18 protein-coding genes are annotated in these 26,350 nt (G+C 73.3%); 4 read left to right on the top strand and 14 right to left on the bottom strand.

Annotated features, from left to right (window positions below; all coding sequences use genetic code 11):
* Nucleotides 1–38: 38 nt before the first annotated feature.
* On the bottom strand, nucleotides 39–500 hold the full coding sequence (locus tag ABZ719_RS09080) for a hypothetical protein (RefSeq protein WP_366724547.1): 462 nt from the start codon (nucleotides 498–500) through the stop codon (nucleotides 39–41).
* 149 nt (nucleotides 501–649) lie between these two features.
* Nucleotides 650–823 carry a hypothetical protein gene (locus tag ABZ719_RS09085; RefSeq protein WP_366724548.1) on the bottom strand — a complete coding sequence of 58 codons (174 nt, stop codon included), beginning with the start codon at nucleotides 821–823 and terminating at the stop codon, nucleotides 650–652.
* Between the two features lie 435 nt (nucleotides 824–1,258).
* Here ABZ719_RS09085 and ABZ719_RS09090 point away from each other — a divergent pair, with 435 nt between their 5' ends.
* Nucleotides 1,259–1,807 carry a hypothetical protein gene (locus tag ABZ719_RS09090; protein WP_366724549.1) on the top strand — a complete coding sequence of 183 codons (549 nt, stop codon included), beginning with the start codon at nucleotides 1,259–1,261 and terminating at the stop codon, nucleotides 1,805–1,807.
* Between the two features lie 28 nt (nucleotides 1,808–1,835).
* Here the strand turns inward: ABZ719_RS09090 and ABZ719_RS09095 are convergent, their stop codons facing one another.
* The 4 genes from ABZ719_RS09095 to ABZ719_RS09110 all read right to left on the bottom strand — a co-directional run bounded on the left by ABZ719_RS09095 (nucleotide 1,836) and on the right by ABZ719_RS09110 (nucleotide 9,996).
* Nucleotides 1,836–3,335 carry an SDR family NAD(P)-dependent oxidoreductase gene (locus ABZ719_RS09095; protein WP_366724550.1) on the bottom strand — a complete coding sequence of 500 codons (1,500 nt, stop codon included), beginning with the start codon at nucleotides 3,333–3,335 and terminating at the stop codon, nucleotides 1,836–1,838.
* A gap of 126 nt (nucleotides 3,336–3,461) precedes the next feature.
* Nucleotides 3,462–4,847 carry a wax ester/triacylglycerol synthase family O-acyltransferase gene (locus ABZ719_RS09100; protein WP_366724551.1) on the bottom strand — a complete coding sequence of 462 codons (1,386 nt, stop codon included), beginning with the start codon at nucleotides 4,845–4,847 and terminating at the stop codon, nucleotides 3,462–3,464.
* Between the two features lie 156 nt (nucleotides 4,848–5,003).
* On the bottom strand, nucleotides 5,004–7,328 hold the full coding sequence (locus ABZ719_RS09105; protein ID WP_366724552.1) for a GH92 family glycosyl hydrolase: 2,325 nt from the start codon (nucleotides 7,326–7,328) through the stop codon (nucleotides 5,004–5,006).
* A 52-nt stretch (nucleotides 7,329–7,380) separates the two neighbouring features.
* Nucleotides 7,381–9,996, bottom strand: a complete 2,616-nt coding sequence (locus tag ABZ719_RS09110) for a PA14 domain-containing protein (protein WP_366724553.1) — start codon at nucleotides 9,994–9,996, stop codon at nucleotides 7,381–7,383.
* 308 nt (nucleotides 9,997–10,304) lie between these two features.
* On the opposite strand from ABZ719_RS09110, the gene ABZ719_RS09115 reads away from it, so the two are divergent.
* Nucleotides 10,305–10,682 (top strand): hypothetical protein, encoded by a 378-nt coding sequence (locus ABZ719_RS09115; RefSeq protein ID WP_366724554.1) that lies wholly within the window; start codon nucleotides 10,305–10,307, stop codon nucleotides 10,680–10,682.
* A gap of 69 nt (nucleotides 10,683–10,751) precedes the next feature.
* Here the strand turns inward: ABZ719_RS09115 and glgC are convergent, their stop codons facing one another.
* The 3 genes from glgC to ABZ719_RS09130 are packed head-to-tail and all read right to left on the bottom strand — an operon-like array spanning nucleotide 10,752 to nucleotide 14,165.
* Nucleotides 10,752–11,972 carry a glucose-1-phosphate adenylyltransferase gene (gene glgC, locus ABZ719_RS09120; RefSeq protein ID WP_366724555.1) on the bottom strand — a complete coding sequence of 407 codons (1,221 nt, stop codon included), beginning with the start codon at nucleotides 11,970–11,972 and terminating at the stop codon, nucleotides 10,752–10,754.
* Between the two features lie 50 nt (nucleotides 11,973–12,022).
* Complete coding sequence (gene glgA / locus ABZ719_RS09125; protein ID WP_366724556.1) at nucleotides 12,023–13,270, bottom strand: glycogen synthase; 1,248 nt, start codon at nucleotides 13,268–13,270, stop codon at nucleotides 12,023–12,025.
* A 40-nt stretch (nucleotides 13,271–13,310) separates the two neighbouring features.
* Nucleotides 13,311–14,165, bottom strand: a complete 855-nt coding sequence (locus ABZ719_RS09130) for a (2Fe-2S)-binding protein (RefSeq protein WP_366724557.1) — start codon at nucleotides 14,163–14,165, stop codon at nucleotides 13,311–13,313.
* 305 nt (nucleotides 14,166–14,470) lie between these two features.
* On the opposite strand from ABZ719_RS09130, the gene ABZ719_RS09135 reads away from it, so the two are divergent.
* The gene (locus tag ABZ719_RS09135; RefSeq protein ID WP_366724558.1) at nucleotides 14,471–15,685 is read left to right on the top strand and encodes a DMT family transporter; all 1,215 of its coding nucleotides are present in this window, start codon (nucleotides 14,471–14,473) and stop codon (nucleotides 15,683–15,685) included.
* Nucleotides 15,686–15,701: 16 nt separating this feature from the next.
* Here ABZ719_RS09135 and ABZ719_RS09140 read toward each other — a convergent pair whose 3' ends face one another.
* Nucleotides 15,702–16,961, bottom strand: a complete 1,260-nt coding sequence (locus ABZ719_RS09140) for a transglycosylase family protein (protein ID WP_366724559.1) — start codon at nucleotides 16,959–16,961, stop codon at nucleotides 15,702–15,704.
* 579 nt (nucleotides 16,962–17,540) lie between these two features.
* Here ABZ719_RS09140 and gndA point away from each other — a divergent pair.
* Complete coding sequence (gene gndA / locus ABZ719_RS09145; RefSeq protein WP_366724560.1) at nucleotides 17,541–18,980, top strand: NADP-dependent phosphogluconate dehydrogenase; 1,440 nt, start codon at nucleotides 17,541–17,543, stop codon at nucleotides 18,978–18,980.
* Between the two features lie 851 nt (nucleotides 18,981–19,831).
* Here the strand turns inward: gndA and ABZ719_RS09150 are convergent.
* The 4 genes from ABZ719_RS09150 to ABZ719_RS09165 all read right to left on the bottom strand — a co-directional run bounded on the left by ABZ719_RS09150 (nucleotide 19,832) and on the right by ABZ719_RS09165 (nucleotide 26,303).
* A complete protein-coding gene (locus ABZ719_RS09150) occupies nucleotides 19,832–20,497 on the bottom strand; it encodes an aspartate/glutamate racemase family protein (RefSeq protein ID WP_366724597.1) in 666 nt (221 codons plus the stop codon).
* A 65-nt stretch (nucleotides 20,498–20,562) separates the two neighbouring features.
* On the bottom strand, nucleotides 20,563–20,907 hold the full coding sequence (locus ABZ719_RS09155) for a GNAT family N-acetyltransferase (protein WP_366724561.1): 345 nt from the start codon (nucleotides 20,905–20,907) through the stop codon (nucleotides 20,563–20,565).
* A gap of 52 nt (nucleotides 20,908–20,959) precedes the next feature.
* Nucleotides 20,960–21,379 (bottom strand): aspartate 1-decarboxylase, encoded by a 420-nt coding sequence (panD, locus tag ABZ719_RS09160; protein ID WP_366724562.1) that lies wholly within the window; start codon nucleotides 21,377–21,379, stop codon nucleotides 20,960–20,962.
* A gap of 226 nt (nucleotides 21,380–21,605) precedes the next feature.
* A complete protein-coding gene (locus ABZ719_RS09165; RefSeq protein WP_366724563.1) occupies nucleotides 21,606–26,303 on the bottom strand; it encodes a DEAD/DEAH box helicase in 4,698 nt (1,565 codons plus the stop codon).
* Between the last annotated feature and the right edge of the window lie 47 nt (nucleotides 26,304–26,350).

Consider the following 26,350-nt stretch of genomic DNA (forward strand, 5'->3'; position numbering starts at 1 on the left):
CCGTCGTGTGCGGCCGGATGCGAGCCGCCCGGTGCGGCTCAGCTCACCGCCTGCTTCACGAGGGCGGCGATCCGCGCCTCCACCTCGGGTGTCACCTCGGTCAGGGCGAAACCGGCGGCCCACATCGTGCCCTCGTCCAGGTTGGCCTGGTCGCTGAAGCCGAGCGTCGCGTAGCGCGCCTTGAACTTCTCCGCGCTCTGGAAGAAGCAGACGATCTTGCCGTCCCGCGCGTAGGCGGGCATCCCGTACCAGAGCCTGGGGGCGAGGACCGGGGCGGCGGCCGTGACGACCGCGTGGACGCGCTCGGCCATGACGCGGTCCGAGTCCTGCATCTCGGCCATCTTGGCGAGCACGTCCCGTTCGGCCTCCGCCGCCTTGTCGGCGCGGGACCTGCGCCGTGCCTCCGTCTTCATCTCCCGGGCGTGGTCCTTCATCGCGGCCCGTTCCTCGGCCGTGAAACCCTCGTACCCGGTGCTGTCGTCGGTGTCGGTGCTGCCCATGGGACAGGCCCCCCTCGGTGATCCTGGCGTGGAGATCGTGGAGATCTTGCGGGGGACCCTATATCGGACGGAGCGGCCGGAAGGCGGGTTTCGACTGACCGGCCCGGCCGCGGGCCCGGCCGCCCGGCCGGCCCGCCGCGCCGGAGCGGTCAGTCGACGCTGGGAAGGATGTGCGGTTCGGCGAGGTCGTCCTCGTAGCCGGCCAGGCGGATCGGGGCGGACCGCGCCCACACGTCGAGGCTGCCGAGGTCTCCGGGCCGCCGGCCCGGGCGCTCCGAGAGTTCCTGGGGGCGCTGGTCGCGATTCGTCTTCTCCGGTGTCACCGCGCACTCCTTATGTGTCGGTCACCCTCGGGGCGGTCACCGGCAGTCTGCGCTGCGGCACCTGACGCCCGCTCGGGTCTGGGTCGAAACAGGTCGGACGCGGTGGCGCCGGCAACTGAGGTCCGAGCGGGCCGTTGTGCACCGGCTCACCCCGGGGCGGACCGTGGGTGTGGTGGGAACCCTTTGGTGCTGTCCGCCTACTCCAGATTAACCAAATGAGCGGCCCCCTGCTCGATGGGGCTGCAAAGAGCAGGTAACTATCTGGAGTCAGGCGTGTTCATTGAGCCGTATACAAGGCGATTTGTCACTTTGCGGACCGGCGGCAGATTCACCCGTCCGGCCTACGTCACGCAGTTCAGTTCCCGTTGGCCGCGCCGCAAGGTCGCCGTGATCTGCTGACGTACCGCAACGGCCGTCCCGCGGGAGGACTGACGCATGGAACTGCGCAGTGTCGAGGAGCTGATGGACCTGCTGTACGCCGGACGGGGTACGGCAGAACCGGGCACGGCAGGACCGGGCACCGCAGGACCGGGTGCCGCGGGGCGGGTCACCGCCACACCGGACCGGCCCCGGCGCCGCACCGATCCCCACGAGCACGCGCTGCGCACCGCCGCGCTGCTGCGCCGGCGCCGCCCGGCGGACAAGGAGCTGCAGGTCGCTGGCCTGGTCCTGGGCATCGGCGCCCTGCTCGGTCCGGGCGGCGGCGCCGGTCCGCAGGCCGCCGTGCGCGCGGCCCGCGCCGCGGACGCGGTGCGCGGTCTGCTCGGTGAGCGTGTCTTCCGGCTCGTGCGGCAACAGGCCGACCCGGCCGGCGGGCGCGCCGCCCGCCCCCTGGACGAGGACGCCCTGACCCTGCGCCTCGCGGACGAGGAGGCCCGCTCCCGCGGCGCCGGCGACACCGCGGGAGCCGGGGTCCTGGAGGACTGGCGCACCGTCCTGGAGCTGGTCGCGGCCCGCAACGCCCGTCTCGGCGCCGTCGACTGACGCACCGTCAGGACTCAGGCGCGGTCCTTCACCACTTGCCCGGCGCGTAGTCCTTCAGGAAGACGCCGTACAGGTCCTCGCCCGCCTCGCCGCGCACGATCGGGTCGTAGACGCGGGCGGCGCCGTCGACCAGGTCCAGCGGGGCGTGGAAACCCGCCTCGGCGAGGCGGACCTTGTCGGGGTGCGGACGCTCGTCGGTGATCCAGCCGGTGTCGACGGCCGTCATCAGGATGCCGTCCTTCTCGAACATCTCCTGGGCGGCGGTGCGGGTGAGCATGTTCAGGGCGGCCTTGGCCATGTTGGTGTGCGGGTGACCCGCGCCCTTGTAGCCGCGTTCGAAGACGCCCTCCATGGCGGAGACGTTCACGATGTAGGTGCGCCGGGCCGCCGCGGCGGCCATCGCCGGGCGCAGACGGCTGATCAGGATGAACGGCGCGGTGGAGTTGCACAGCTGCACCTCGAGCAGCTCGACCGGCGTGACCTCGTCCACCGTCTGGATCCAGCTGTTGGTGTCGTGCAGGTCGGGCACCAGACCGCCGGCGTCGATGGCCGTGCCGGCGGCGATCCGCTCCAGGGAGGCGGAGCCGGAGACCAGGGCGAGGCCGGTGACGTCCTCGGCGGTGAGCGCGCCGGAGCCGGCCACCGGCAGGGCGGCGACCGCGCCGGAGCCGAAGGTGCCGATCACCTCGGCCGCGGGCAGCTCACCGGCGGGCAGCGGGGCCGACTCGGCGGCGACCAGCTCGCTGTAGGCCTGCGGGGAGCGCCGTACGGTCTGGGCGGCGTTGTTGATCAGGATGTCCAGCGGGCCCTCGGCGGCGACCGAGTCGGCGAGGGCGACCACCTGGGCGGGGTCGCGCAGGTCGATGCCGACGATCTTCAGCCGGTGGATCCACTCCGCGCTGTCGGGCTGGGCCTTGAAGCGGCGGACGGCGTCGTTGGGGAAGCGGGTGGTGACGGTGGTGTGCGCGCCGTCACGCAGCAGCCTGAGCGCGATGTACATGCCGATCTTGGCCCGGCCGCCGGTGAGCAGGGCGCGCTTGCCGGTCAGGTCGGCGCGGGCGTCGCGGCGGGCGCGGTTCTCGGCGGCGCACTTCTGGCACAGCTGGTGGTAGAAGTAGTCGACCTCGACGTAGCGCTGCTTGCAGACGTAGCAGGAGCGCGGGCGCCTGAGTATCCCCGCGATCTGGCCCTCCCCCGTCGCGGAGGACGGCAGGATGCCCTCGGTCTCGTCGTCGATGCGCTGCGCCGAGCCGGTGGCCGTGGCCTCCGTGACCGCCTTGTCGTGGGCGGTCTTGGCGGCCCGGCGCTCCTGGCGGCGGCGCTGCTTGACCATGCGGTAGATGTGCGAGGTGGCCCGGCGTACGGCGACGGCGTCGGGGTGGTCGACCTCGATGGTGTCCAGCTCCCGCAGCACGTCGAGGCAGACGGCGAGGCGCTCCGGGTCGATGCCGGGGCCGTACGCGGCCTCCTCGCCGGGCGCGTACACGACCTCGTCCATGGTCGTGGAGCCCTCGTCTGTCACCGTCATCGCGCTGCCGCTTCCCTGGTCGTCCGTGCGGCGCTCCGACTCGCGACCGCTTTCGAACGGGGGATTTTACGGCAGCGCCGGGCGCTCCCGCCAAACGCGTGACGATCAAGGGCCCGCGGGGGCGGGTCAGGGGCCGCAGACGGTGATGAGGGTCTCCACCTCCTCGGACAGGGCGCGGGCCAGCCGGTTCAGGTCCGGTACCGCCTTGGCGTCGGCGACGAGGCCGTAGTGGACCTGGCCGCGGTAGGTGGAGACCGCCACGGCGAGGGACTGGCCGCGGGCGAGCGGTGCGAAGGGGTAGACGGCGGTGAGCGGGTGGCCGCCCAGGCGCAGTCCGAAGCCGGGCAGCGGGACGCTGGTGACCAGGATGTCGAACCAGAGCCGGGCGGCCTGGCCGACCAGGGGGCCGCCGAGCCGGTGGCCGAGGGCGGGCACGTGGTCGGCGAGCAGGGCGACGGCGCCGGCGCCCCGGTCGGGTCCGGCGTCCTTGTTGCGGTCCATGGCGGTGCGCACGGCGGCCAGGCGGCGCAGCGGGTCGGGGACGCCGACGGGCAGTTCCATCAGGTAGCCGGAGAGCCGGTTGCCCGGGGGCAGGGCGGTGCGCGGGCGGCGCCGGGAGACGGGGATCAGGGCGCGCGGGGCGACGCCGTCGCACGCTTCGCCCCGCTCCTCCAGCCAGCGGCGCAGGGCACCGGCGACGACCGCGATCAGGACGTCGTTGACGGTGCCGCCCACGGCCTTGCGCACCAGGTGCACGTCGTCGATGTCGACGACCACGCCGGCGGTGCGGCGGGTGCCGGTGGGTTCGGCGGTGAGGGCGGGGGTGGTGCGGGCGGCGAGGGTGGAGCGCGCGACGCGGGCACCGATGTCCAGGGCCCGTCCGACGTCGAAGAGCGCGCCGCGCAGGAGTCCGGGCAGGCTGCGTACGTCGGGCAGCGGGCCGCGCGGCGGCTGTGCGGGCCTGGGGCGCCGCTCGGGCAGGTCGACCGGGTCGAGGACGGCGGCGGCCAGGGTGAGGGCGCGCAGCCCGTCGGCGAGGGCGTGGTGGAACTTGAACAGGACCGCGAAGCAGGTGCCGTCCTCGCCGGGCAGCACGTGGGCCTCCCACGGCGGCCGGTTGCGTTCCAGGGGGCGCTGCATGAGCCGTCCGGCGGCGGCGTGGAAGTCGGTGGCCGGCGTGTGCAGCCGCACGTGGTGGAGCGGGTCGAAGCAGGGGTCGGGTTCGCGGGCGGCGCCGCCGAAGCCGAGCGGCCGGCGCAGGCCGTCGGCGAGCGAGTGGCGCGGGCCGTCGGCGGAGGGCTGCCGCGGGCCGAGGGGGCGCCACACGTCCCGGATGCGCAGGCGCAGCCCGGGGACGCCGGCGGCGCGGGCGGCGAGCAGGTCGGCCGCGTGCGCCCCCGCGGTGGGCGAGGTGGCGGAGAAGATCCCGAGCGCGCCGAGGTGCATCGGATGGTCGGCGGACTCGATGTTCCAGAACGCCAGGTCGAGGGGAGCGAGCAGGTCAGGGGTCAAGGCTTGCCTCCGTCGACGGTGGGTGAGTCTGCAGTCAACAGCCTGCGGCTGATTACGGTCAAGTACGATCAAGTTACGCTCAGTTAACATCAGATGAAGTCCCGCCCCGGCGGGCGGGGCGGGACACGGCGGTCGCGGGACGCGGGGCCCCGGGCGTCAGCCGAGTGCGGGCGGCGCCGCCTGCGCCGATGTGCCCCACGACGAGGGCCGCGGACCCACGGTGTAGCTGAGCGTCCTGGTCCGGCGCAGTTCGCCGGTGGTCAGATAGGTCCGCTCGTGGGTCACCCCGTCGGCGCTGACCGTCTGGGTGTAGCGGTCCTGCGAGGAGGTGCCGGGCGCCTTGATCGTGAGGGCGCCGCGGGGGTGGTAGCGGGGATCCAGCCGCAGGTCGACGCGGTCGAAGACCGGGGTGGACAGGCCCCAGGTGCCGTAGCCGGGCTGCACCGGGTAGAGGCCGATGGACGACAGCACGTCCCAGGCGGACATGGTGCCCAGGTCGTCGTTGCCGGTGATCCCGGTCGGTTCGTCGGTGAACAGGGTCAGCGCGGCGTGCACCACGTCGCTCGTCTTCCACGGCTGCCCCGTCGACAGGTAGGTGTACGGGGCGAGCAGGTCGGGCTCGTTGAGCGGGTTGTAGCGGTCGGTGTCGTAGTAGGCGTACGGATCCTTGACCCACACCTCGCGGGCGGTGCGGGCGGGATCCGTGAGGAGCTGGTCGTAGGCGAAGAACTCGTCGAGCCGGTCGTTGGTGAGCCGCTTGCCGCCGATGAGGTCGACCACACCGGGCAGGTCCTGGGGCACCAGCCACTGGTACTGCCAGGCCGTGCCCTCGTGGAAGCCCTCGCTCTGCGCCGGGCTCCACGGCCCGGCGAAGGCGCCGGAGGTGTCGCGGGCCCGGAAGAAGCGCGTCGAGGGGTCGAACAGGTGCCGGTAGTTGCGGGAGCGGGCGGCCCACCGGGCGGCGTCCTCACGGTGGCCGAGGGCCCGGGCCATCTGGGCGAGCACGGCGTCCGACAGGGCGTACTCCAGGGTCGCCGAGGCGCCGAAGGCGTAGTCGGAGTGACCGGCCTTGGCCGGCTCGTGCCCCTTGGCGTAGGGGGCGAAGCCGCGGGTGATGTAGTCCTCGTTGGCGTCGCGGCCCACCGCGGGGGAAGCGGCGGGCGGTACGCCGTCCGCGTTCCTCTTCAGGGCCCGGTAGGCCCGCTCCTCGTAGCCCTTGAGCAGGCCCTGCTGGAAGGCGTTGGTCAGGAACGGGGTGACCGGGTCGCCGGTCATGATGTTCGTCTCGACCGTGCCGTAGCCCCACTTGGGCAGCCAGCCGCTCTCCTCGGCCACCCGGATCACGGAGACGGCCATGTCACGTGACTCGCGGGGCGCGAGCAGGGCGAGGAGCTGCGCCTGGGTGCGGTAGGTGTCCCACAGCGACCAGTTCTGGTAGTAGGTGAAGCCGTCGCTGCGGTGGACGCGCCGGTCCCAGCCGGTGTAGCGGCCGTCGGCGTCCTCGCCGACGTTGGGCGCGACGAAGGACCGGTACAGGGACGAGTAGAAGGTGCGCCGGCGGGTGGTGTCGCCGCCGCTCACCCGCACGTCCGCCAGCCGCCTCTCCCAGGCCCGCCTGGCTGCGGCGCGCACGGCGGCGAAGGAACGGCCGCCCTCGGCGCGCAGGTTGCCCGCCGCGCCGTCCGCGTCGACGTAGGACAGCGCGGTGGTCGCCTCCACCGTGCGGTCGTGGGTGGTGTCGAACCGGAGGTAGGCACCGCCGCGCCCGGTCCGCGCGCCGGGGGTGACGGTGGTGCCGTCCCAGGTGCCGTACGCGGTGAAGGGCCGGTCGAAGCGGGTGATCGTGTAGACGGTGTACGGGAGGGTGTCCTTGCAGAAGCCGCGGCCGGTGATCGCGGTGCGCACGGTGCGCTCGTCCAGGATCTGGACCGAGGAGGCGACCATCCGGTGCAGCGCCTGGCCCGCGTCGAGCAGGACGTTGGCCTTGTCGGTGGCCGGGAAGGTGTAGCGCTGGACGCCGGTCCTGGTCGTCGCGGTCAGTTCGGCCTCGATGCCGGAGTCGAGAGCGACCCGGTAGTAGCCGGGACTCGCCCGCTCGTCCTCGTGACGGAAACCGGCCGCGTACTTGGCGTAGTCCGTGCGGGTGACGTCACCGGTGGTGGGCAGCACCGGCAGGTCGCCGCCGATGCGGCAGCCGACGCCGGAGAGGTGGACCAGGGAGAAGCCGCGGACGCGGCTGTGGGCGTAGTCGTAGCCGGTGCTGTGACCGGTGTCCGGCGAGAACTGCACCATGCCGAAGGGCACGGTTGCGCCGGGGAACGTGTTGCCTTCGTTCGCGGTGCCGATGAACGGGTTGACCAGGTCGGTCAGCCGGGCGTCGCGGGGTGCCGCGGCCTGTGCGGGGACGGGGGCGGTGGACAGCGCGGACGCCGCCACCGCCGCCGCGCCCACGCACAGGCGCAGGCTCCGGGTCCAGCTCATGCAGGAAGACCTCCGAGGGAGACGTCATTGCCTGCATGATCACGTCTGATGGTCAGTCAGCCGGGCATCCCGCGGGTGTCGCGCGCGACGCGTCGCGGATCAGCGCCTGCTGGGCGGCCCGTACCCGGGCCGCGTCCGGCTTGAGCACCCGCCGGTCGTAGGTGAGCAGACCGTTGAGTTCGCCCTCCACATCGCTGATCTGGGTGTAGACCGCGCCGTTGCTGCCGCGGCAGGCCAGCGCCCGCACCTCGCCGAGCTTGGTGAGGTAGTCGTCGGTGTAGGCGGCGGGGTCGACGTCGACGTAGCTCTGCTGCACCGGCCAGGCGTGTCCGGGCACCGCGAGGCCGAGGCCGCCGTACTCGCCGCTGACCAGGGCCCTTCTGCCGTCGGGGTGCGGCGGCAGCGCGGGAGAGGGGTAGCCGTGCTCGTCGATGATGTCACCGGCGCCGCCGTCGGTCCCCAGGTTGATCCCGGACATGCCGTTGACCAGGCGCGTCGGGTCCCAGCTCTTGGCCTGTTCGGCGACGCGGGCCTCGTCGTACTGGCCCCAGCCCTCGTTGAAGGTGACCCACATGACGACCGACGGGCTGCTGATGTGCTCGTCGATCACCTCCTTCATCTCGCGCTCGTACTCGGTCCGGGCGGCGGCGGACGGGTTCACTCCCGCGGTCATGGCGGGCATGTCCTGCCACACCATCAGGCCCAGCCGGTCGGCCCAGTAGAACCACCGGTCGGGCTCGACCTTGATGTGCTTGCGCACGGCGTTGAAGCCGAGCTGCTTGTGCGCCTTCAGGTCGTAGGCCAGGGCCTCGTCGGTGGGCGCGGTGTACAGGCCGTCGGGCCAGAAGCCCTGGTCGAGCGTGGCCATCATGAAGACCGGCTTGCCGTTGAGGACGGTGCGCGGGACGCCGTCCACCTGCTCCACCGCGATGGAACGCATGCCGAAGTAGCTGCCGACCTCGTCGGCGCCGACGCGCACCTTCAGGTCGTACAGGAAGGGGTCGTCGGGCGACCACAGGCGCGGGTCGTGGATCGTCAGGGTGAGCGGCGAGCCGGTGCGGCCGTGGGCGGTGGCGACCTTGTGCCGTCCCGCGTACGCCGTCGCCGTGACCGGTACGCCGTCGCGGACGCCCTCGGCCCGGACGGTGAGGCGGCCGTGCGGGACGTCGGGGGTGAGCGTGAGGGAGTCGACGTGGTCGCGGGCGACCGGCTCCATCCACACGGTCTGCCAGATGCCCGAGGTCGGCGTGTACCAGATGCCGCTCGGGTCCAGGCGCTGCTTGCCCAGCGGCGGGTTCTCGCCGCCGGCCGCGTCGGTCGGGTCGTAGACGCCGACGATCAGCTCCTGGGTGCGGCCGGGCTTCAGCGCGTCGGTGACGTCGGCGCTGAACTTGTCGTAGCCGCCCTGGTGCGCGGCGACCTTCGTGCCGTTGACGTAGACCTCGGCCTTCCAGTCCACCGCCCCGAAGTTGAGCCGCAGCCGCTTGCCGTGGCCGACGTGCCAGTCCGCGGGCACGGTGAAGGTGCGGCGGTACCACATGCGGTCCTCGTGTCGTTCGATCCCGGAGAGCTGGGACTCGACCGGGTAGGGGACGAGGATCCGCTCGGGCAGCGACGTGCCCACGGGCGGCTGCTCGCCCTCGTGGGCGGCGGCGAACTGCCAGCGGCCGTTGAGGCTGCGCCAGTCGGAACGGGTCAGCTGCGGGCGCGGGTACTCGGGAAGAGCGTTGTCCGGCCCGACCTGCCCGGCCCACGGTGTGCGCAGTTCGTACGTCGACCGGTTGGGACCGCTGCTCCAGAACGCGCCGACCGCCTTGGCGTCGGCGCCGGTGAGCCCGCCGAGGCCGTCGTAGCGGACGTCGGCGGTGCCGCGCGCGGTGCCGCTCTTGTTGCCGACGACGGGCTGCTGGAGGCTCACCAGCAGGGCGCGCGGGTCGGCCGGGTCGGTGCGAGCGGTGCCGAGCGGCCAGGCGGCGCCGCCGATCACGGCCTTCAGGTGGCCGGCGAGGCCGGCCGGGGGCGCGGCGAGCCGCTGCGCGAAGCCGAGTCTCAGGGTGCGGCCGTCCCCGAGGACGGTGCTGCTGAGCGCGCCGTCGTAGGCGTAGCCGGCGGGCAGGCGGAACGCGGACTGCGGCACCGCCTCCTTGGTGCCGCCGGGCTCGGTCCAGCGGACGTGGAGGTTGGAGCCGCCGTAGTGCTCGAAGTACTCGACCTTGATGTCGTAGGCCGTGCCCGCGGTCAGCTGCACGGGTGCCGAGTTCTGCTCACGGTCCCAGTCGTCGACCCAGTGGTCGATGACGAGGCTGCCGCCTATCCAGAGGCGGAAGCCGTTGTCGCCGGTGATCGAGAAGGTGTGGGCGCCGGTCCTCTCCGGGACGAGGCGGCCGGTCCAGCGGACGCTGACGTCGTCGGAGCGGCCGGTGGTGGCGGCCAGGCGGGGTTCGAGGTTGTCGAAGTCGAGTGCGGGGTCGAACGCGGTGGCCTTCAGCTGGTCGAAGTCGAAGGCTCCGGGGGCGGACTGGGTGTAGTAGTCGCCCTTGAGGCCGTGGACCTCCACGGGGTCGTCGGCGGGGGTGGCGGTCGCGGTGGGGGCCGCGGTGAACGCGGCGAGACCGAGCGCTGCGGCGAGCAGCAGCGCGAGTCGGTCCCTGAAGCGGCTGGTGCGCACGATCCTCCTCGTGACGAGGGAAAATGGCGGCTCTTGTGCACTGCCCGGTTGCGGGATTGTTCGGTCCGGTGTGGAACAACGTTGTCAGAGGCAGCCGACGGCATGACAGCACGGATCCGCTTCGTAGTCCAGGGACATGACAAAAGGTCGGATCAACTGGCGCCCCCGCCGTCCGTGCGGGGCGCCCCGGCCGGGCCGAGATCCAAGTGGACCGTAGGCCCGCGGGGCGCGCACCATGGGGGCGTCGCTCCCGTGTCGTGCGGGGCTCCCGCGCGGCTCCCCTCTCCCGCGGAAGGGAAGTGAACCGGATGCCCAAGGTCTCCCGGCGCACCGCCACCCAGGGCGGCGACTACGGACCCGTCGTCGAGCAGTCCGAGGACCTCGACCCCTACACGGTGGACTTCCGCGTCTTCCGCGAGGACGTCGACCTCACCCCGCTGCTCAGGGACCTGCCGGACGGCCGCTGCCAGTGCCCGCACTGGGGTTACGTCTTCAAGGGCGAGCTGCGGCTGCGCTACCCCGACCACGACGAGGTCTACCAGGCCGGAGAGGCGTTCTACGCGCCTCCGGGCCACGTCCCCGTGCACACGGCGCCGGGCACCGAGTACGTGCAGTTCAGCCCCGCCGAGGACGCGCGCCGGGCCAGTGCGATCACCCTGAACCACTTCCCGCCGCTGACCGGCTGAGCCGCCGCCCCAGGGCCGGGGAACGGAGGCCCGCGCCGGCCGGGAGCGCGCGGGGGCGGGCGAGAGGCTCTAGGGGACGCGCTGGCCCTTGCCCAGGGCGATCACCCCGCCCGTGGAGACGGTGTACAGCGCGGCGTCCCGCTCCGGGTTGACGCCGATCGTCGCGCCGGGCGGCACCTCGACGTTCTTGTCCAGGACCGCGCCGCGCACGACCGCGCCCCGCCCGACGTGGACGTTGTCGTGCAGCACCGAGCCCTGCACCACCGCGCCGGGATCGACCCGCACGCCCGGGGAGAGCACGGACCGCGTGACCTGTCCGCGGATCAGGCAGCCGGCGCTGATGATGGACTCCCCCGCGATGCCGCCCGCGTTGAACCGGGCCGGCGAGAGCTGGTTGGAGTGGGTGTAGACCGGCCAGTCCCGGTTGTAGAGGTTGAAGGCGGGACGCTCGGCGATGAGGTCCATGTGGGCGTCGTAGTACGCGTCGAGCGTGCCCACGTCCCGCCAGTAGCCCTGGTCCCGGCTGGTCTCGCCGGGTACGTGGTTGGCGCTGAAGTCGTACAGCTGGGCCTCGCCGCGCTCGGTGAGCGCGGGCAGGATCGAGCCGCCCATGTCGTGCACGGATCCCTCGTCCTCGGCGTCCCGGTGCAGCGCCTCGACGAGCGCCTTGGTGGTGAAGATGTAGTTGCCCATGGAGGCGAAGACGTGGTCGGGGTCGTCGGGCAGGCCCGGCGGGTCGGCGGGCTTCTCCAGGAACCGCTCGACGGCCTGCCCGTCCGAGGCCGGGGTGATCACGCCGAACGACGAGGACTGCGTGCGCGGCACCCGGATGCCGGCGACGGTCACCCCCGCGCCGCCCTCGATGTGCTGCCGGAGCATCTGCCGCGGGTCCATGCGGTAGACGTGGTCGGCGCCGAAGACCGCCACGTACTCGGGCTGTTCGTCGTGGACCAGGTTGAGCGACTGGAGGATCGCGTCGGCGCTGCCCAGGTACCAGCGGGGGCCGAGGCGCTGCTGGGCGGGCACCGGTGTGACGTAGTTGCCGAGCAGGCTGGACATGCGCCAGGTGGTGGTGATGTGCCGGTCCAGCGAGTGCGACTTGTACTGGGTCAGCACACAGACGCGCAGGATGTCGCCGTTGACGAGGTTGGACAGGACGAAGTCGACCAGGCGGTAGGTCCCGCCGAAGGTCACCGCCGGTTTGGCGCGGTCCGCGGTCAGGGGCATCAGACGCTTGCCCTCACCGCCCGCGAGGACGATTCCGAGGACCGAAGGTCCACCACGACGCATGGCCGCTCCCCTCACCCGGTTGAACCACTACTGCCCTGGTGCGAAGTGGCCTAAGCCTGACCGAGGATCTCCTCGTACAGCCCCGCGGTGCGCCGGGCGACGGCGTCCCAGCCGAACTCCGCCACCGCCCGCAGCCGCCCCGCCTCGCCCATGCGGCGCGCCGCTACCGGGTCGGCGAGCACGGCGTCCAGCGCGCGGACCAGACCCGCCTCGAACGCCTCCTGCGGGCCGCCGTCCTTCCTTTCGTCCCGGCGCTCGCCCGGTCCTCGGTCCCGGCTCCCGCCCGGATCTTCGTCCCGGCCGCCGTCCAGGTCGACGAGGATCCCGGTGCGGCCGTCGTCGACCACCTCCGGGATGCCGCCGACGCGGGAGGCGACGACGGGCGTGCCGCAGGCCATCGCCTCCAGGTTGACGATGCCGAGCGGCTCGTACACCGAGGGGCAGACGAAGACGGCCGCGTGCGTGAGCAACTGGACCACGTCCGGGCGCGGCAGCATCTGCGGGATCCAGTGGACGCCGTCGCGGACCTGGCTCAGCTCCCGGAACAGATCCCGGAACTCCCGGTCGATCTCCGGGGTGTCGGGGGCGCCCGCGCAGAGCACGACCTGGGCCGCCGGGTCGATGTCCCGGGCGGCGCGCAGCAGGTGCGGCACGCCCTTCTGCCGCGTGATGCGGCCGACGAACAGCACGTAGGGGCGGTCCGGGTCGAGGCCGATGCGCGTGAGGACGTCGGTCTTCGGGTCGGGCCGGTACAGGGCGGTGTCGATGCCGTTGTGGATGACGTGGACGCGGGCCGGGTCCAGGTCCGGGTAGCAGCCCAGGATGTCGGCGCGCATCGCACCGGAGACGGCGACCACCGCGTCGGCGGCCTCCATCGCGGTGCGCTCGGCCCAGCTCGACAGGGCGTAACCACCGCCGAGCTGCTCGGCCTTCCAGGGGCGCAGCGGCTCCAGGGAGTGCGCGGTCAGCACGTGCGGCACTCCGTGCAGCAGCTTGCCGAGGTGGCCGGCGAGGTTCGCGTACCAAGTGTGCGAGTGCAGCAGGTCGCAGCCCTCGGTGGCGGCGGTCATGGCCAGGTCCACGGAGAAGGTCCGCAGGGCGTCGTTGGCGCCGTCCAGCACGGGCCAGGGGCGGTGGCGCACGACACCCGACGTCCGCTCCGCCGAGGAGGCCTCGCCCCAGCAGTGCACCTCCAGGTCGACCAGCGGCCGCAGTTCCCGTGCCAGGAACTCGACATGGACGCCCGCACCGCCGTACACGTCCGGCGGGTACTCCCGGGTCAGTAGTCCCACGCGCACCCGCAAACCCCCTGAGTCCGGCGGCAAGTCCCCTTCATGGTCACCCGGAAGCGGCCCGGGGGGAAGGGGCCGGGGCACATGAGAAACAACAGTCCCCGCAGACACCGCCGCCGGGCACGCGGTAGTAGAGGCAGCAACTGCGGCGCCGGAAGCCCGTGGCGCCCAGGGTGCCCGCCCCCGCGAGCGCCGGGTGGGCGAGCAGGCGTACGGCCAGGTCGTGGGCCAGGTCGCCGGCCTCGGTCCGGCCGTCCTGGCGGGCCCACCCGCGCACCTGCCGTGCGGCCGCGGCCAGCGCGGAGGCGGCGTTGCCCCGCAGCAGGCCCGGCGCGAGGCGGTAGCGGGCACGCAGGGCGGCGGCCAGGGGCTCGAGATGGGCGTGCAGGACGACGCGGGCGACGGTGGTGGCGACGGCGTCGGTGGCGGTGTCGGCGATGGCGATGGCTTCAGGGGCGGTGGCGGGGGCGGGGGCGGCTTCGGGGGCGGCGGCGGGTTCGGTGCCGGTCGTGGTTCCGCCGGTGGGGCGGGCGGCGGGCAGTGGGCGTACCGCCGTGAGCCACAGGTCGTCGGGGGCGCTGCCCGTGGGGTCCCAGCGGAGCAGGTCCGGGGCGAGGTCGGGAAGCCGGCCGTACCGCACGGCACAGCCCAGCGCCACGGACCACAGGCGGGCGGCGAGCCCCTGGTGGGCCACCGAGGCGGCGACCCGGGGTTCGGGGGCCCGGATGCCGTCGGCGACCCGGCGCACCCGCACGGTGAGCGGGTCGGCGGCGTGCTCGGAGGGCGCCAGGCCGTAGGCCTGCGCGAGGGTGGGCAGCGGCCCTCGGGGCGGCTCGCCCGTGCGCAGGGCGAAGAAGCCGCCGAGGGGGCGGAGGGCGGCGAGTTGGGCGTCGGGTTCCACGAGGAGCAGTAGTAGCAAGTCCTGGGGCCCCGGCCTCCCCTGGGGTCTTCCGTCTGGATCAGGGCGGGTCCGGATCCGGACGGGAGTCCCCGGGGCCGGTGCGGGCCGCTCGTCAGGGGCGCTCCACCGCGTGTCGCCCACCTTGGGGAGGACACCGCGGGACGGCTACTCCATCGGCAGTATGACCCATTGACTGCTCAGGGACGACGACGGGAAGAGATCGGCACGGCAAGGTGTTGGACCATGGAAGCCGCCTGTTCGCCGCGCCGGGCCCGACGCCCCCGCCTCCCGCAGAGGACCAGCTCATGAGCGCCCTCGCGCTGTCCGTGCTGCTGTCACTCGTGTCCGCCGTGGCGTACGCGGGCGGCGCGATCGTGCAGGAGCAGGTCGCGGTGTCCGCTCCCGGCGAGCAGTACGCGCCGCTGCGCCGGCCGGCCTGGTGGGCGGCGGTCGGCCTGAACGGTCTGGGCGGCCTGCTGCACGTGGTGGCGCTGGCCTGCGGCCCGCTCAGTCTGGTCCAGCCGCTGGGCGCCCTGACGATCGTGTTCGCCCTGCCCATGGCCGCCCTGCTGGTCGGCCGCCGGGCGGGCGCCGCCGCGTGGCGCGGCGCGGTCATGGCGACGGCCGGTCTGGCGGGTCTGCTGTCCCTGGTGGGCGCGTCCCACGCGCAGTCGCTGAGCGGGGCCCAGCGGGTGGCCCTGGCGGCCTTCACCGGCGGGGCGGTGCTCGCGCTGACGGTGGCCGGGCGTGCCGCGCACCGGCACCCCGCCGTGCGCAGCGTGCTGCTCGCCACGGGTTCCGGTATCGCGTTCGGCATGTCCTCGGTGTTCACCAAGGCGGTCGCGGTGGACTGGACCGACGGGATCACGGCGGCCGACCTGCCGTCGCTGGCGGCGATCGCCGTCCTGGCCACGGCGGGCACGCTGCTGTCGCAGGCGTCGTACCGGGGCGGTGGGCTCGCGGCCCCGCTGGCCACGCTCACCGTGGCGAATCCGATGGCGGCGGCCGCGGTCGGCATCACCATGTTCGGGGAAACCTTCCGCTACGGGACCACGGGCACCGTGCTCGCCCTGGGCTGCGGTGTGGTGGCCGCGGGTGGCCTGATCCTGCTGACGACCGAGCGCATCGAACGCACGGCGGCGGGCTCCGGGGAGGCCGCACCCGGGCAGGACGCGTTGCCCTGGCAGACTCCCCCGGCGCCCGCCGCTTCCGCGGCACCTGGCGCTCCCGCGGTGCCCGCCGGCCCCCCGGTGCCTGCCTCTCCTGCCGCCGCGCCTGCCGCTCCCGCGGTGCTCGTGTTGCCCGCTCTCCCGGCGCCGCGCGAGGCGGCCTCCGGAGCCGGACCGGCGCAGGGCGGACCGACGCAGGGCCGCCCGACGCAGAGCGGACCGGTGACGGCGGATGAACCGGGGCCGGAGACGGACACGTTGTACAGCGGCCCGTTCTGCGGTTTCGTCCACGGGGTCGCGTACGTCCCGATCCCCGTCCTCGCCCGGCACCGGCCCCGGGTCGGATCCTGACGCCGCCCGGCCGGGGTCAGATGGCGACCCCGCCCGCCCGGAGATAGCCGACCGGGTCGATGTCCGATCCGAAACCGGGTCCCGTCCGCACCTCGAAGTGCAGATGCGGGCCCGTGACGTTCCCGGTGGCCCCGGAGCGGCCGATGCGCTGCCCGGCGGTGACCGACTGGCCGGCCCGGACGGAGATCGCCGACAGGTGCCCGTACTGGGTGTAGCGGCCGTCGGCGTGCCGGATCACCACCTGGTACCCGTACGAACCGCCCCAGCCCGCGGTGACCACCCGGCCCGCCCCAGCCGCGTGCACGGAGGTGCCGGTGCCCACCAGGAAGTCGACGCCCGTGTGGTAGCCCTTGGACCAGTGGGAACCGGACGCCCGGTAGCCGGTGCCGATGGGGCCGTGCACGGGGGCGACGAGGGTGTGCGAGGCGGTGTGCGGCCGGCCGGCCCTGCCGCTCTCCGAGCGGGAGGCGGGCTTCGACGCGGGCTTCGTCTTCTGCCGAGCGGCCGGCCGGTGGGCGGGCGCGGAATCCTGGTGCGGGGCGGGCGCCTGCCGCGTCGGGTGCACGGAGAGCCGCTGGCCGGGCAGGATCAAGTCCGGGTCGTCCCCGACGACGGTCCGGTTGGCCGCGTACAACTGCCGCCAGCCGCCGCGGACATGGCGGTCGTCGGCGATGCCGGAGAGGGTGTCGCCGCGGACCACCGTGTACATCTCGACGGTGCCCGCGCGGGACTGCGGCGTGGTCTGCGGTCTGACGTCGTGCGCGGGGGCCGCCGCACGGTCGGTCCGGCTCCCGGCCGCCCCGTGGGACGCGGTCCCGCCGCCCGTACGGTCCGCGGACTGCGCGGACTGCGCGGACTGCGCGGTCCCGCTGCCCGTGTGGTGCGCGGGCTGCGGCGTGGCGGCGGTCAGGCCGGCCCGCGCCGAGCACACCGGCCACGCGCCGGGGCCCTGTCCGCCGAGCACCTTCTCCGCCACCGCGATCTGCTGCTCGGGCGTGGCCAGATCGGCGCGCGGCGCGTACCTGGTGCCGCCGAACGCCGCCCAGGTGGACCGGGTGAACTGCAGCCCGCCGTAGTAGCCGTTGCCGGTGTTGACGCTCCAGTTGCCGCTCGACTCGCAGGCGGCCACCTTGTTCCAGGTCGCCGCGTCGGCCGCGTACGCCGTGCCCGCGCCGATCAGCGGAATGGCCATGCCCGCGCCGCCCACCGTGACCGTCAGTGAGGCGCGGTTGATCCTGTTCGGCTGGTACCGGCGGTGCCGGCCGCGTGCGGCCATGTCCGTTCCCCCTCGCCATGCGTCAGGAGCGGCAAAAGTAGATGCCCCGAACGAGCCATGACAAGACGGCAATCGGCCGCTTCGGTGGCTCAAGTGGCCGGTACCGCTCGTACGTTGGCCGGAACGGCGGCGTCCGCCCGGGAGAGCCGGGAGCCGGGGCGCACCCGGTCGCGCAAGGGATCAGGACGGGGAGGGGAGCGGCCGCGGGGTGGGGGCGAGGTGAGGCGGGAGGCGAGGCACGGGGCCGCGTGGCACGGGGGCCGCGTGGGACGGGAGGTGACGGGGGACGGGAGGTGTCGGGGGACGGGAGGTGTCGGGGGACGGGAGGTGACGGGGGACGGGGGATCGCGCCGGGGAAGGGCACGCGGGGCGGGAGGGCAAGCCGGGCGGAAGGGCACGCGGGCGGCACGGATGTGCGGTCGGCGTACCGGCGGCACGGATGTGCGGTCGGCGTACCGGCGGGCCAGGATGGTCGCAAGGCGGGAAGCCTGACAGTTCCGGGCGGATCGGGCGGCTCGGGAAGCCCCGCGGACGACGGCAGGACCCGGCGATCCATCGGATCTTTGAGGAGCAGGCGGTATGAGCACTACAGCCCAGATCGGCGTCACGGGACTCGCGGTCATGGGCCGCAACCTCGCCCGGAACTTCGCGCGCAACGGCTACACGGTCGCGCTGCACAACCGGACGGTGTCGCGGACGAGGTCGCTGGTGGAGGAGTTCGGGAAGGAAGGCGACTTCGTCCCGGCCGAGACCGCCGAGGAGTTCGTGGCGGCGCTGGAGCGCCCGCGCCGGCTGGTCGTCATGGTGAAGGCGGGCGAGCCGACCGACGCGGTGATCCATGAGTTCGCGCCGCTGCTCGAACCCGGTGACATGATCATCGACGGCGGCAACGCGCACTTCGCGGACACCCGGCGCCGCGAGCGGGAGCTGCGCGAGCAGGGCATCCACTTCGTCGGCACGGGCATCTCCGGCGGGGAGGAAGGCGCGCTGCACGGCCCGAGCATCATGCCGGGCGGTTCGGCCGAGTCGTACGACTCGCTCGGTCCGATGCTGGAGAAGATCGCCGCGAAGGCCGCCGACGGCGCGCCGTGCGTGACGCACGTGGGCCCGGACGGCGCGGGGCACTTCGTGAAGATGGTCCACAACGGCATCGAGTACGCCGACATGCAGCTGATCGGCGAGGCGTACCAGCTGCTGCGCGACGTGGCCGGGTACTCCCCCGCGCAGATCGCGGAGATCTTCCGCACCTGGAACACCGGCCGTCTGGACTCGTACCTGATCGAGATCACGGCGGAGGTCCTGGCGCATGTGGACGCGGCCACGGGCAAGCCGTTCGTGGACGTGGTGGTGGACCAGGCCGAGCAGAAGGGCACCGGACGCTGGACGGTGCAGATCGCGCTCGACCTCGGCGTCCCCGTGTCGGGCATCGCGGAGGCGGTCTTCGCGCGGTCGCTGTCGGGGCACGCGGCCCTGCGGGAGGCCTCCCGCCATCTCACGGGCCCGAAGGCGTCGGCGCTGTCCGCGTCCGAGGCGGCGGCGTTCGCCGACCGCGTCGAGCAGGCGCTGTACGCCTCCAAGATCGTGTCGTACACCCAGGGCTTCCACGAGATCGCGGCGGGCAGCGAGGAGTACGGCTGGGACATCGACCTGGGCGCCGTCTCCTCGATCTGGCGCGGTGGCTGCATCATCCGGGCGGCCTTCCTGGACCGCATCCGGACCGCCTACGACGCCCGCCCGGACCTGCCGAGCCTGCTGTCGGACGACACGTTCGCGCAGGAGATCGCCGCGGCCCAGGACGACTGGCGCGAGGTCCTGGTCGCGGCGACCCGTCAGGGCGTGGCCACCCCCGGCTTCGCGGCGGCCCTGGCCTACTACGACGCCCTGCGCGCCGAACGCCTGCCCGCCGCCCTCACCCAGGGGCAGCGCGACTTCTTCGGCGCGCACACCTACCGGCGCGTGGACCGGGACGGCACCTTCCACACGCTGTGGGGCGGCGACCGGTCCGAGGTGACTGCGTAGGCGGCATGCGGGGGTCGCTGACGGTGGCCGCCGGGGCCGCTGCCAGGGCCAGCGGGCGGGCCGCTGCGAGGGATGGCGGGTGGGCCCGGCTCGGGGTTAGGCGTGCGGGCCGCCTCTGCCCTCACGGCGTGCCGGCCACCGTCAGGGCAGAGGCGGCCCGGATCGACGGGGTCAGGCTGACGGCGGGCGAGCCGCCGTCAGGAAAGGGGCGGCCCCGGCTCGGGGTTCGGCACCGGCTCCGGGCCCGGCGGGATCGGGGACGGGGAGGGCTCCGGCGGTCCCGGGGGCGGCGGCGTGGGCACCGGCCCCGGCGGCGGCCCGGGAGGGGCCGGGTCGGGAGGCGTCGGTCCGGGTCCGGGGGGCGCCGGCACAGGGGGCGGCTGGGGCGCCGGGTGCGGCTGGGGTGTGGGCACCGGGTCCGGGCCGGGTGCCGGGCCCGGAGCGGGGTCCGGGCGGGGGCCCGGAGTGGGCGGCGGTGCTACGGGGTCGGGGTACGGGTCGGTCATGGTGTCCTCCGGCCAGTCGGTCGACATCGGCTCTGGACTACTCCCCCGCCTACCCGGCACCCGCCCCGCCAGTCACCCGGGGGCAGGACGGCGAGGACCCGGCTGGGCTCATCCGGCCCGGCGACCCGGACGGCCCGACCCTCCCGGGCCTCCACCATTCCGGACACCTACCGTTTCGGACAGCTACCGTTTCGGACGTCCATCGTGCCGATGTCGACCCCTCCGGATGTCCACCTCTCTGGACGTCCCCCTCCGGACGTCCATCCGTCCGGACGTCAGCGCGCCCAGGAGCAGCCGCCCCTCCGTCCTGGCCACCCCCTCCATCCTGGCCGCCCTCCGTCCTGGTCACGCCGGGGCTGCCGCTCCCGCTGCCCGTGTCGCGGCCCGGGCCGCCGCAGCGAGGCCGCGGCGCGGGCTGGACAGGACCGGCACGGATGTCGTCGTCAGGTCCCGCGCCTGGGCCATGGAGGCCTGGGCGAGGACGACGGCGTCGGCTTCGTCACCGGTGACCGAGTCGGCGGCTTCCGCGACCGCCCGTAGGTACCCCTCGGTGTCACCGGCCTCGAAGCGGGCCCAGGCACCCGGCACGAGCAGGGGGCGCGCCCGGAGGCGGCGCCCGGCCCGTTCGGCCTCCTGATGGAGCAGGGCGACGGTCGGATCGAGGGTGCTCTCCACCGCCGCGACGACCACCACCCGGGGTCCCGCGGCCACCGCCTGGGCCGCCATCGGACGGTCGATGCGCAGCACGGGCAGCGCGCGTGCCGCACCGGCGGTCTCCGCGACCGCGCCGATGGTCGAACAGGTGCACAGGACCGCGCCCGCGCCTTCGGCCACGGCCCGGTCCAGCACCGTCGCGATGTCGCCGGCCACCGTCTCCGGGCCGCCCCGGCGGGCCCTGCGCAGCAGGCCCTCGTCGACGAAGTGCCGCAGCCGCAGCCGCGGGTGGTCCTGCTCGCGCAGGGCGTCGAACACCGGGACGTGCACGGGCGAGGTGTGCAGCAGCGCGAGCACGGCGGGCACGGCCGGAGCGCGCGGACCGGCCGGTGCGGACGGCACGGCGGGCTCCCCGATCGTGCTCAGAACCGCCCCGGATGCGCCGCCAGCCACTCCTTGGCGGCCTGCCGCATCCCGGGGGCGGGCGCGGGGGCCTCGTCGGGGTGACGCTCGGCCCACTTGGTGACGTACGGGCACAGCGGGGCCACGGCGACGCCCTCGCGCTCTGCCGTCGCGTACAGCTCGCGTGCCAGGGAGCCGGCGATGCCCCGGCCCTCGTGGGCCGGTTCCACGATCGTGTGGACCGGAACGAGGGCACGCCCGGGCGTTTCCAGGACGAAGTACTCGATACGGCCGACCACTTCACCCTCCGCGCCGGCCTCGAGCCGGCCGGCCTCCCGGTCGTCGCGGATCTCGATGTCACTCATGGGAAATCTCCTCGCAGTGCCCGGACGGCCGCCGCCCGGGGTGGGTGTCGGGTCAGGCGGGCACGGACCGCGGGCTGCGTTCCTGGTCCGAGCCGGGCACGGGGGCGGACGGATCGGCGCCCAGCTCCACGATCCGGTTGTCCGCGTCCACGTGCACCACCTGCGGCACGAGGGCCCGCGCCTCGGCGTCGGTGACCTGGGCGTAACTGATGAGGATCACCAGGTCCCCGGGGTGCACGAGGTGAGCCGCGGCCCCGTTGATCCCGATGACCCCCGACCCGCGCTCGCCCTCGATGACGTACGTCTCCAGACGCGAACCGTTGGTGATGTCGACGATGTGGACCAGCTCTCCGGGCAGGAGATCGGCGGCGTCGAGCAGATCGGCATCGATGGTCACCGAGCCGACGTAGTGCAGGTCGGCATGGGTCACGGTGGCGCGGTGGATCTTGGACTTGAACATGGTACGAAACACGGAGGAACTCCCGGTTTGTCTGCTCCCTGCCTGCTTTTGCGGGTCAAGGGCGTTGTCCGCAGGGTACAACCATTCGCAAGTCCGGTCAGCTGTCGCCAGGTGTTTTCCGGACTCACACCGACTCGTTGCTGACTGCCCTGGATGAATGATCAGGCCAGGGCCGGACTGTTCCACTCGCTCGGTTCCGATCATAAGAGGGGACGCAAGGCAAGCGCCTTCCTACCGTTCAGCTCGTGCTCCTGCCCGCCAGAGCATCGAGTAGGACGACGGCCTCACCGCGACTCAGCAACTCGTGGAAGCGCTCGTTGCGGAAGGTGCGCAGGCACGCGTAGCAGCTGCTCTCCTGTCCGCACTCGCATCCGCCCACGCGTGCGAGTGCGGCCTCGACGACCGGTTCGAGGTGCTCGCCGATCCGGATCACGTTTCCTGCCCCGCCGGGTGTGGTGTCGAAGAGCAGCAGCGAGGGCATGCCGTCGGTTCCGGTGTGGACCGTGCCGTCGATGTCGTCCCTGCTGATCTCCAGGTGGGTGGCCGCGCCTTCCAGCAATGCGTAGAGACCGGAACGGAGGGTTTCCTGCGTCGCGCTGAGGGCGGTGAACGGGTCGAAGTGGATCTGGAGGAAGTCCGTCTGGTACCGGTGCGCGAGGGAGACGACCCGGAGCGGTCCGGTGCACTGCGCGTCCTTCAGCAGATGAGGGTGTGCCGCGCCCCGGGACCCCGCCCGCGCGTGCGGACGACCCCAGCCGCACCAGTCACAGATCTCGTACCCGGCGCCGCCCGGCCCTTCCGAGACGACGACCATCTCGCCCCGGGCACCCGCCGACCAGGCCGTGGTGTGTCCGGAGGCGAAGACGGTGGTTCCCTCGTGGACGTCCGCGGTGTCGGTGGACATGTGGACGTCGCCGTGCCAGGAGCGGCGCGGCGGTGTCTGTCCCGGGCTGCGCTGGGGTCCGCGTGCGGCGACGAAACCGTAGACCGGCTCGACGTAGCGACGCGGCGCGGAGGTGGACAGTGTGCCGCAGGCGGTGCAGGTGGGATCGACGGGCTCGGTGGCCTCACCGTAACGGCCACAGGTGTCGCACACGGTGTAGTAACGGCTGACCAGTTCGCGGTCGGGCAGGCGGTAGACGCCCGCGGACGCCCACAGACGGCCGCCCGCCACGATCTCGGCTCCCGGCGCGTACTCGTGGACGGCGGCACTGAGATCGCGGGTGAGTTCGAGCTGACCCGATACGGCGCCGCTGTCCTGCGGGATGCGCAGTTCGACGGTGTCCACAGGGAAGCCGTACTTGGGCAGGACGTTGCGGTTGGCCAGGACGCCGAGGAGGTCACGGTGCGTCAGGTTACGGATGACCTTCTCGTACATGTCCGCCAGCCGGTACTTGCGGGCGGCCACCGCCTGGTCGCGTCGTTCGCTGTAGGCGGTGACGTCCTGGTCGAGGATCTGTCCCGCCGCCCGCAGCAACCGGTCCAGTTCACCGACCCAGGAGCCCGACTCCACGTCGATCTCGTCCTGGACGCTTGCGGGAAGCACACGGCGAATCGAGGCCGCCACACTCTCCGGGACGGGCGTGAGCCAGTCGCGCACGAGGTGCGCGGCGGTCTCGCCTGTGGTGTCGTCCGGCAGGAAGAACTCTCCCGCCTTACGCCAGATGCGGCCCCGTTCCTCCTTCATGGCGCGGAAGAACGCGGCGAGGGCGATCGAGTGGGCGTGGCGGCGGTCGATCCGGACGTTGTCGACGGGAACGATCGGGGCCCGGACCTCTCCGGCGATCATCCGGTGGGGTTCCGCGAACCGTGCGAGGTCGTGGGGGCGTCGCTGGGCGTAGGTGAGGACGAGCGCGGCGGAGTCCGCGCGCCGGCCGGCGCGTCCGGCCCGCTGCACGTAGTTGGCGGTGGAGGGCGGCATGTTGCGCAGGACGACGGCCTGCAGTTCGCCCACGTCGACGCCGAGCTCGAACGTGGTGGAGCAGGAGAGGGCGTTGACCTGCCCACGGACGAACTCGCCCTGGATCTCGGCCGCCTTCTCACCGGTCCACTGGGCCGTGTGTTCCTGGGCGCGCAGCGGAACGGGATCGAAGGTGCGGTAGAGGCGACGGAGGTGGCCGTCCGTCTCAGTGGTCGGCTTGTACTCCTCGAGGCGGCCGGTGCAGCGCAGGGTGGGGCACACCCCGCGTACGGAGACGGCGACGACCCGGCGGCAGCGGTCGCAGGCGTACAGCGGCTCGCTGTCCTCGGTGACGGGCCGCAGACGCAGCCAGGCGTGGTCGAGCCGACGGACCGCGCCGATGCCGGACTGGTTCTCCCCCTTCATCCAGTCGATGAGGTGGCCGGTGGTGAGGTCGGTCCACAGCCGGCCCAGGATCTCCAGGGCGGTCCCATGCCGGTCGCTCCGGAGTCCGAGGGCTTCGAGCACCCGCTCCAGGTAGTCGACACGCCGGTTGGAGACGCCCGCGGCACTGGGCAGCCAGCTGATCACCTTGCGCTTGGCGTCGGACCCCTTGGAACGGACCCAGACGGGCCCGCGGCGCGGGGCGAACGCCTCGTCGCCCGCGTCAACGTCCTCGGGCATGGTGAGCGCACCCTGGTTGCGCACGGTGCGCAGCAGCTCCTGCACCAGCCACCAGGCCTCGTCGTCGGTCAGGCCGAGGGAGGTGAGTGCGGCGGGCGGCTGCCAGAAGGGCTCGCGGTCGAGGTCGACCCGGAGCAGTCCGAGGCCTTCGAGCGACTGGCGGTCGTCGATGCTGAGCACTTCCTGCATCACCCACAGGGCGACCTCGCGCTGCTTGGCCTGACGGGAGTCGTTGCGGCGGAAGACGCCGGCGTGGTCGGCGGCGCGGATGGTGTGGGCGACGAGGTCGTCGATGTGCAGCGGCTCGTCGGGATCGGGGCAGCCCTTCAGGGCGGCCTGGGTCATCAGGCGCCGGTGCTGGATACGGGTGTACGACCCCTCGAGGTAGGGGGCGAAGTAGGCGGCGGCCTGACGGCTGTCGCTGAAGAACAGCAGCTTGCGGCCACGTCCCGGCAGCACGGCGGCGGGTCCGTCGGTCGCCGGGGGCAGCGCCTGGTAGAGGGCGGTGCCGAGGACCGAGGCCGCGGCCTCGTTGCCCGTTTCGAAGAGACGGATCATGCCGTGGCCGCTGGCGCCGCAGGCGAGGCAGGAGGCCGGGGTTCCCTCGCGGGTGTCGAGCTGGTGGACGCGGCGCAGTTCGGTCCCCCGGCAGTCGTCCGCCGTGCAGACCGCCGTTCCGGCGGGGTACACGGTGGCGCAACGGGTGCACAACCTGCGTTCACTGAGTCCGCCCTTGGCGCTCTCGCCGAGGGTGTCGTCGTCCTCGTCGATGCCGGCGCCCGAGTCGTCCCCGTCCAGGAGCAACCAGGTGTGGGGCTTGTCAGGGGACTTGCGGTGCGCGAGGCGGGACCGGGCGCCGGGCCCGCCGAGGGTGCCGTGCAGGTGGACGGCACCGCAGCGGCGGCAGGCGCCCAGCTCGAAGGAGGGCCGTGCGCAGTGCGGGCAGACCTCGTGGCGGGCCAGGTCGAGGTGGGGACCGTCCGGAGCGAGGCAGGTGAACGCGCCTTCGGTCGCCCGTGCGAAGAGGTGGTAGCGGGCGGAGAGAACGGGGGCACCATCGGTGTCCGTCACTTGACTCGCGAGCTGGATGAGCGCGGTGAGCGCGGCCGGTCCCACCGGATCGCCGGGGAAGACGGCCTGGGCGATGTCACGCACGGGCCGGGGCCCCTCGGCGAGGGCTCGGCGCAGGGCGGCGGTGCCGGCTTCGGCGGCGAGGGCGGCGGCCGGGGTGGTGTCGGCGGGCAGCCCGTGCATGCGTGCGGCCGACACGATCTCGGGGCCGGGGTCGGCCGTGGCGGCCAGGCGCAGGTACTCGGTGATCGGCAGCGGTCCCCAGTGCGGGCCGTCGGGCGTGGCCACCCGTGTCGCGGTGACGAGGTCCTGTAGAGCGGGGTCGTCGGCGTCCCAGTGGAAGGGGACGTCGAAGAGGGCCTGGGCGAAGGCGGTGACGGCGGCGGGGTTCTCCTCCGCGCCGACGGTGGCGCTGGTGGCGATGGCCTGGATGTCGCGTCCTTGGCCCACCCGGTCCTTCAGCCGGCGCAGCAGCATGGCCAGTTCGGCGCCGCGTGCCCCGTCGTAGACGTGGGCCTCGTCGACGACGATGAACTTCCAGCCGCCCGCGTGGTCTCCTTCGAAGAGATCCATGTCCTGGGGGCGGAGCAGCAGGTACTCCAGCATGGCGTAGTTGGTGAGCAGGAGATGGGGCGGGGTGGCGCGCATCTCGCGGCGGCTGAGCAGTTCGTTGGGCAGGCGTGGTTCGCCGGGGTTGAGCTGCTCGAAGGTGTCGGCGGCTCGGCGCGGGTCGTCCTTGGTATCGCCCGTGTAGCGGCCGAAGGTGATGTGGGGGGCTGCGGCGAGCAGTCGGCGCAGGCGCTTCATCTGGTCGTTGGCCAGCGCGTTCATGGGGTACAGCAGGAGAGCGCGGACGCCGGGGCCGAGGGTGCTGCGGGCGTGTTCGGCGGCGAGCGCGTTGAGGATGGGCAGCAGGAAACTCTCGGTCTTGCCGGAGCCCGTGCCGGTGGCGACGACCAGGTTGTGTCCGGCCGTGGCCTTGCGCAGTGCCTGCTCCTGGTGCCGGTACAGGGGGCGGTCGGCGGGCAGGGCGGGACCCGTCAGCTGCCGGAACGCCGGATCCAGTACGCCTTCGCCGATGAGTTCGTTCAGGGTGGCGCCCGGCGCGTAGGCGGGGGTGGCCTCCAGCAGGGGGCCCTTGGTGAGCAGCGGGCTGGTGTCGATGGCCTGGGCGAGGGCCTCGGCCAGGCGGGGTTCCCGCAGGGGCAGCAGGGAGCGCAGATAGCGGCGGTAGGTGTCGCTGATCAGTGTGGACGTGGCGAGCGGGTCGAGGCTGTGCACGGGTTGACTCCGGGTCTGCGGCGGGCGGGGCGGGGGCGGCTGTGGGG

The sequence above is a fragment of the Streptomyces sp. NPDC006743 genome, assembly GCF_040703815.1.
In the GTDB taxonomy this organism is placed as follows: domain Bacteria; phylum Actinomycetota; class Actinomycetes; order Streptomycetales; family Streptomycetaceae; genus Streptomyces.

Bases quoted from the DNA above. Each gene is read 5' to 3' on its own strand.
- ABZ719_RS09080 (WP_366724547.1), bottom strand. From the start codon at position 500: ATGGGCAGCACCGACACCGACGACAGCACCGGGTACGAGGGTTTCACG.
- ABZ719_RS09090 (WP_366724549.1), top strand. From the start codon at position 1,259: ATGGAACTGCGCAGTGTCGAGGAGCTGATGGACCTGCTGTACGCCGGA.
- ABZ719_RS09095 (WP_366724550.1), bottom strand. From the start codon at position 3,335: ATGACGGTGACAGACGAGGGCTCCACGACCATGGACGAGGTCGTGTAC.
- ABZ719_RS09105 (WP_366724552.1), bottom strand. From the start codon at position 7,328: ATGAGCTGGACCCGGAGCCTGCGCCTGTGCGTGGGCGCGGCGGCGGTG.
- ABZ719_RS09115 (WP_366724554.1), top strand. From the start codon at position 10,305: ATGCCCAAGGTCTCCCGGCGCACCGCCACCCAGGGCGGCGACTACGGA.
- glgC (WP_366724555.1), bottom strand. From the start codon at position 11,972: ATGCGTCGTGGTGGACCTTCGGTCCTCGGAATCGTCCTCGCGGGCGGT.
- ABZ719_RS09135 (WP_366724558.1), top strand. From the start codon at position 14,471: ATGAGCGCCCTCGCGCTGTCCGTGCTGCTGTCACTCGTGTCCGCCGTG.
- ABZ719_RS09140 (WP_366724559.1), bottom strand. From the start codon at position 16,961: ATGGCCGCACGCGGCCGGCACCGCCGGTACCAGCCGAACAGGATCAAC.
- gndA (WP_366724560.1), top strand. From the start codon at position 17,541: ATGAGCACTACAGCCCAGATCGGCGTCACGGGACTCGCGGTCATGGGC.
- ABZ719_RS09155 (WP_366724561.1), bottom strand. From the start codon at position 20,907: ATGAGTGACATCGAGATCCGCGACGACCGGGAGGCCGGCCGGCTCGAG.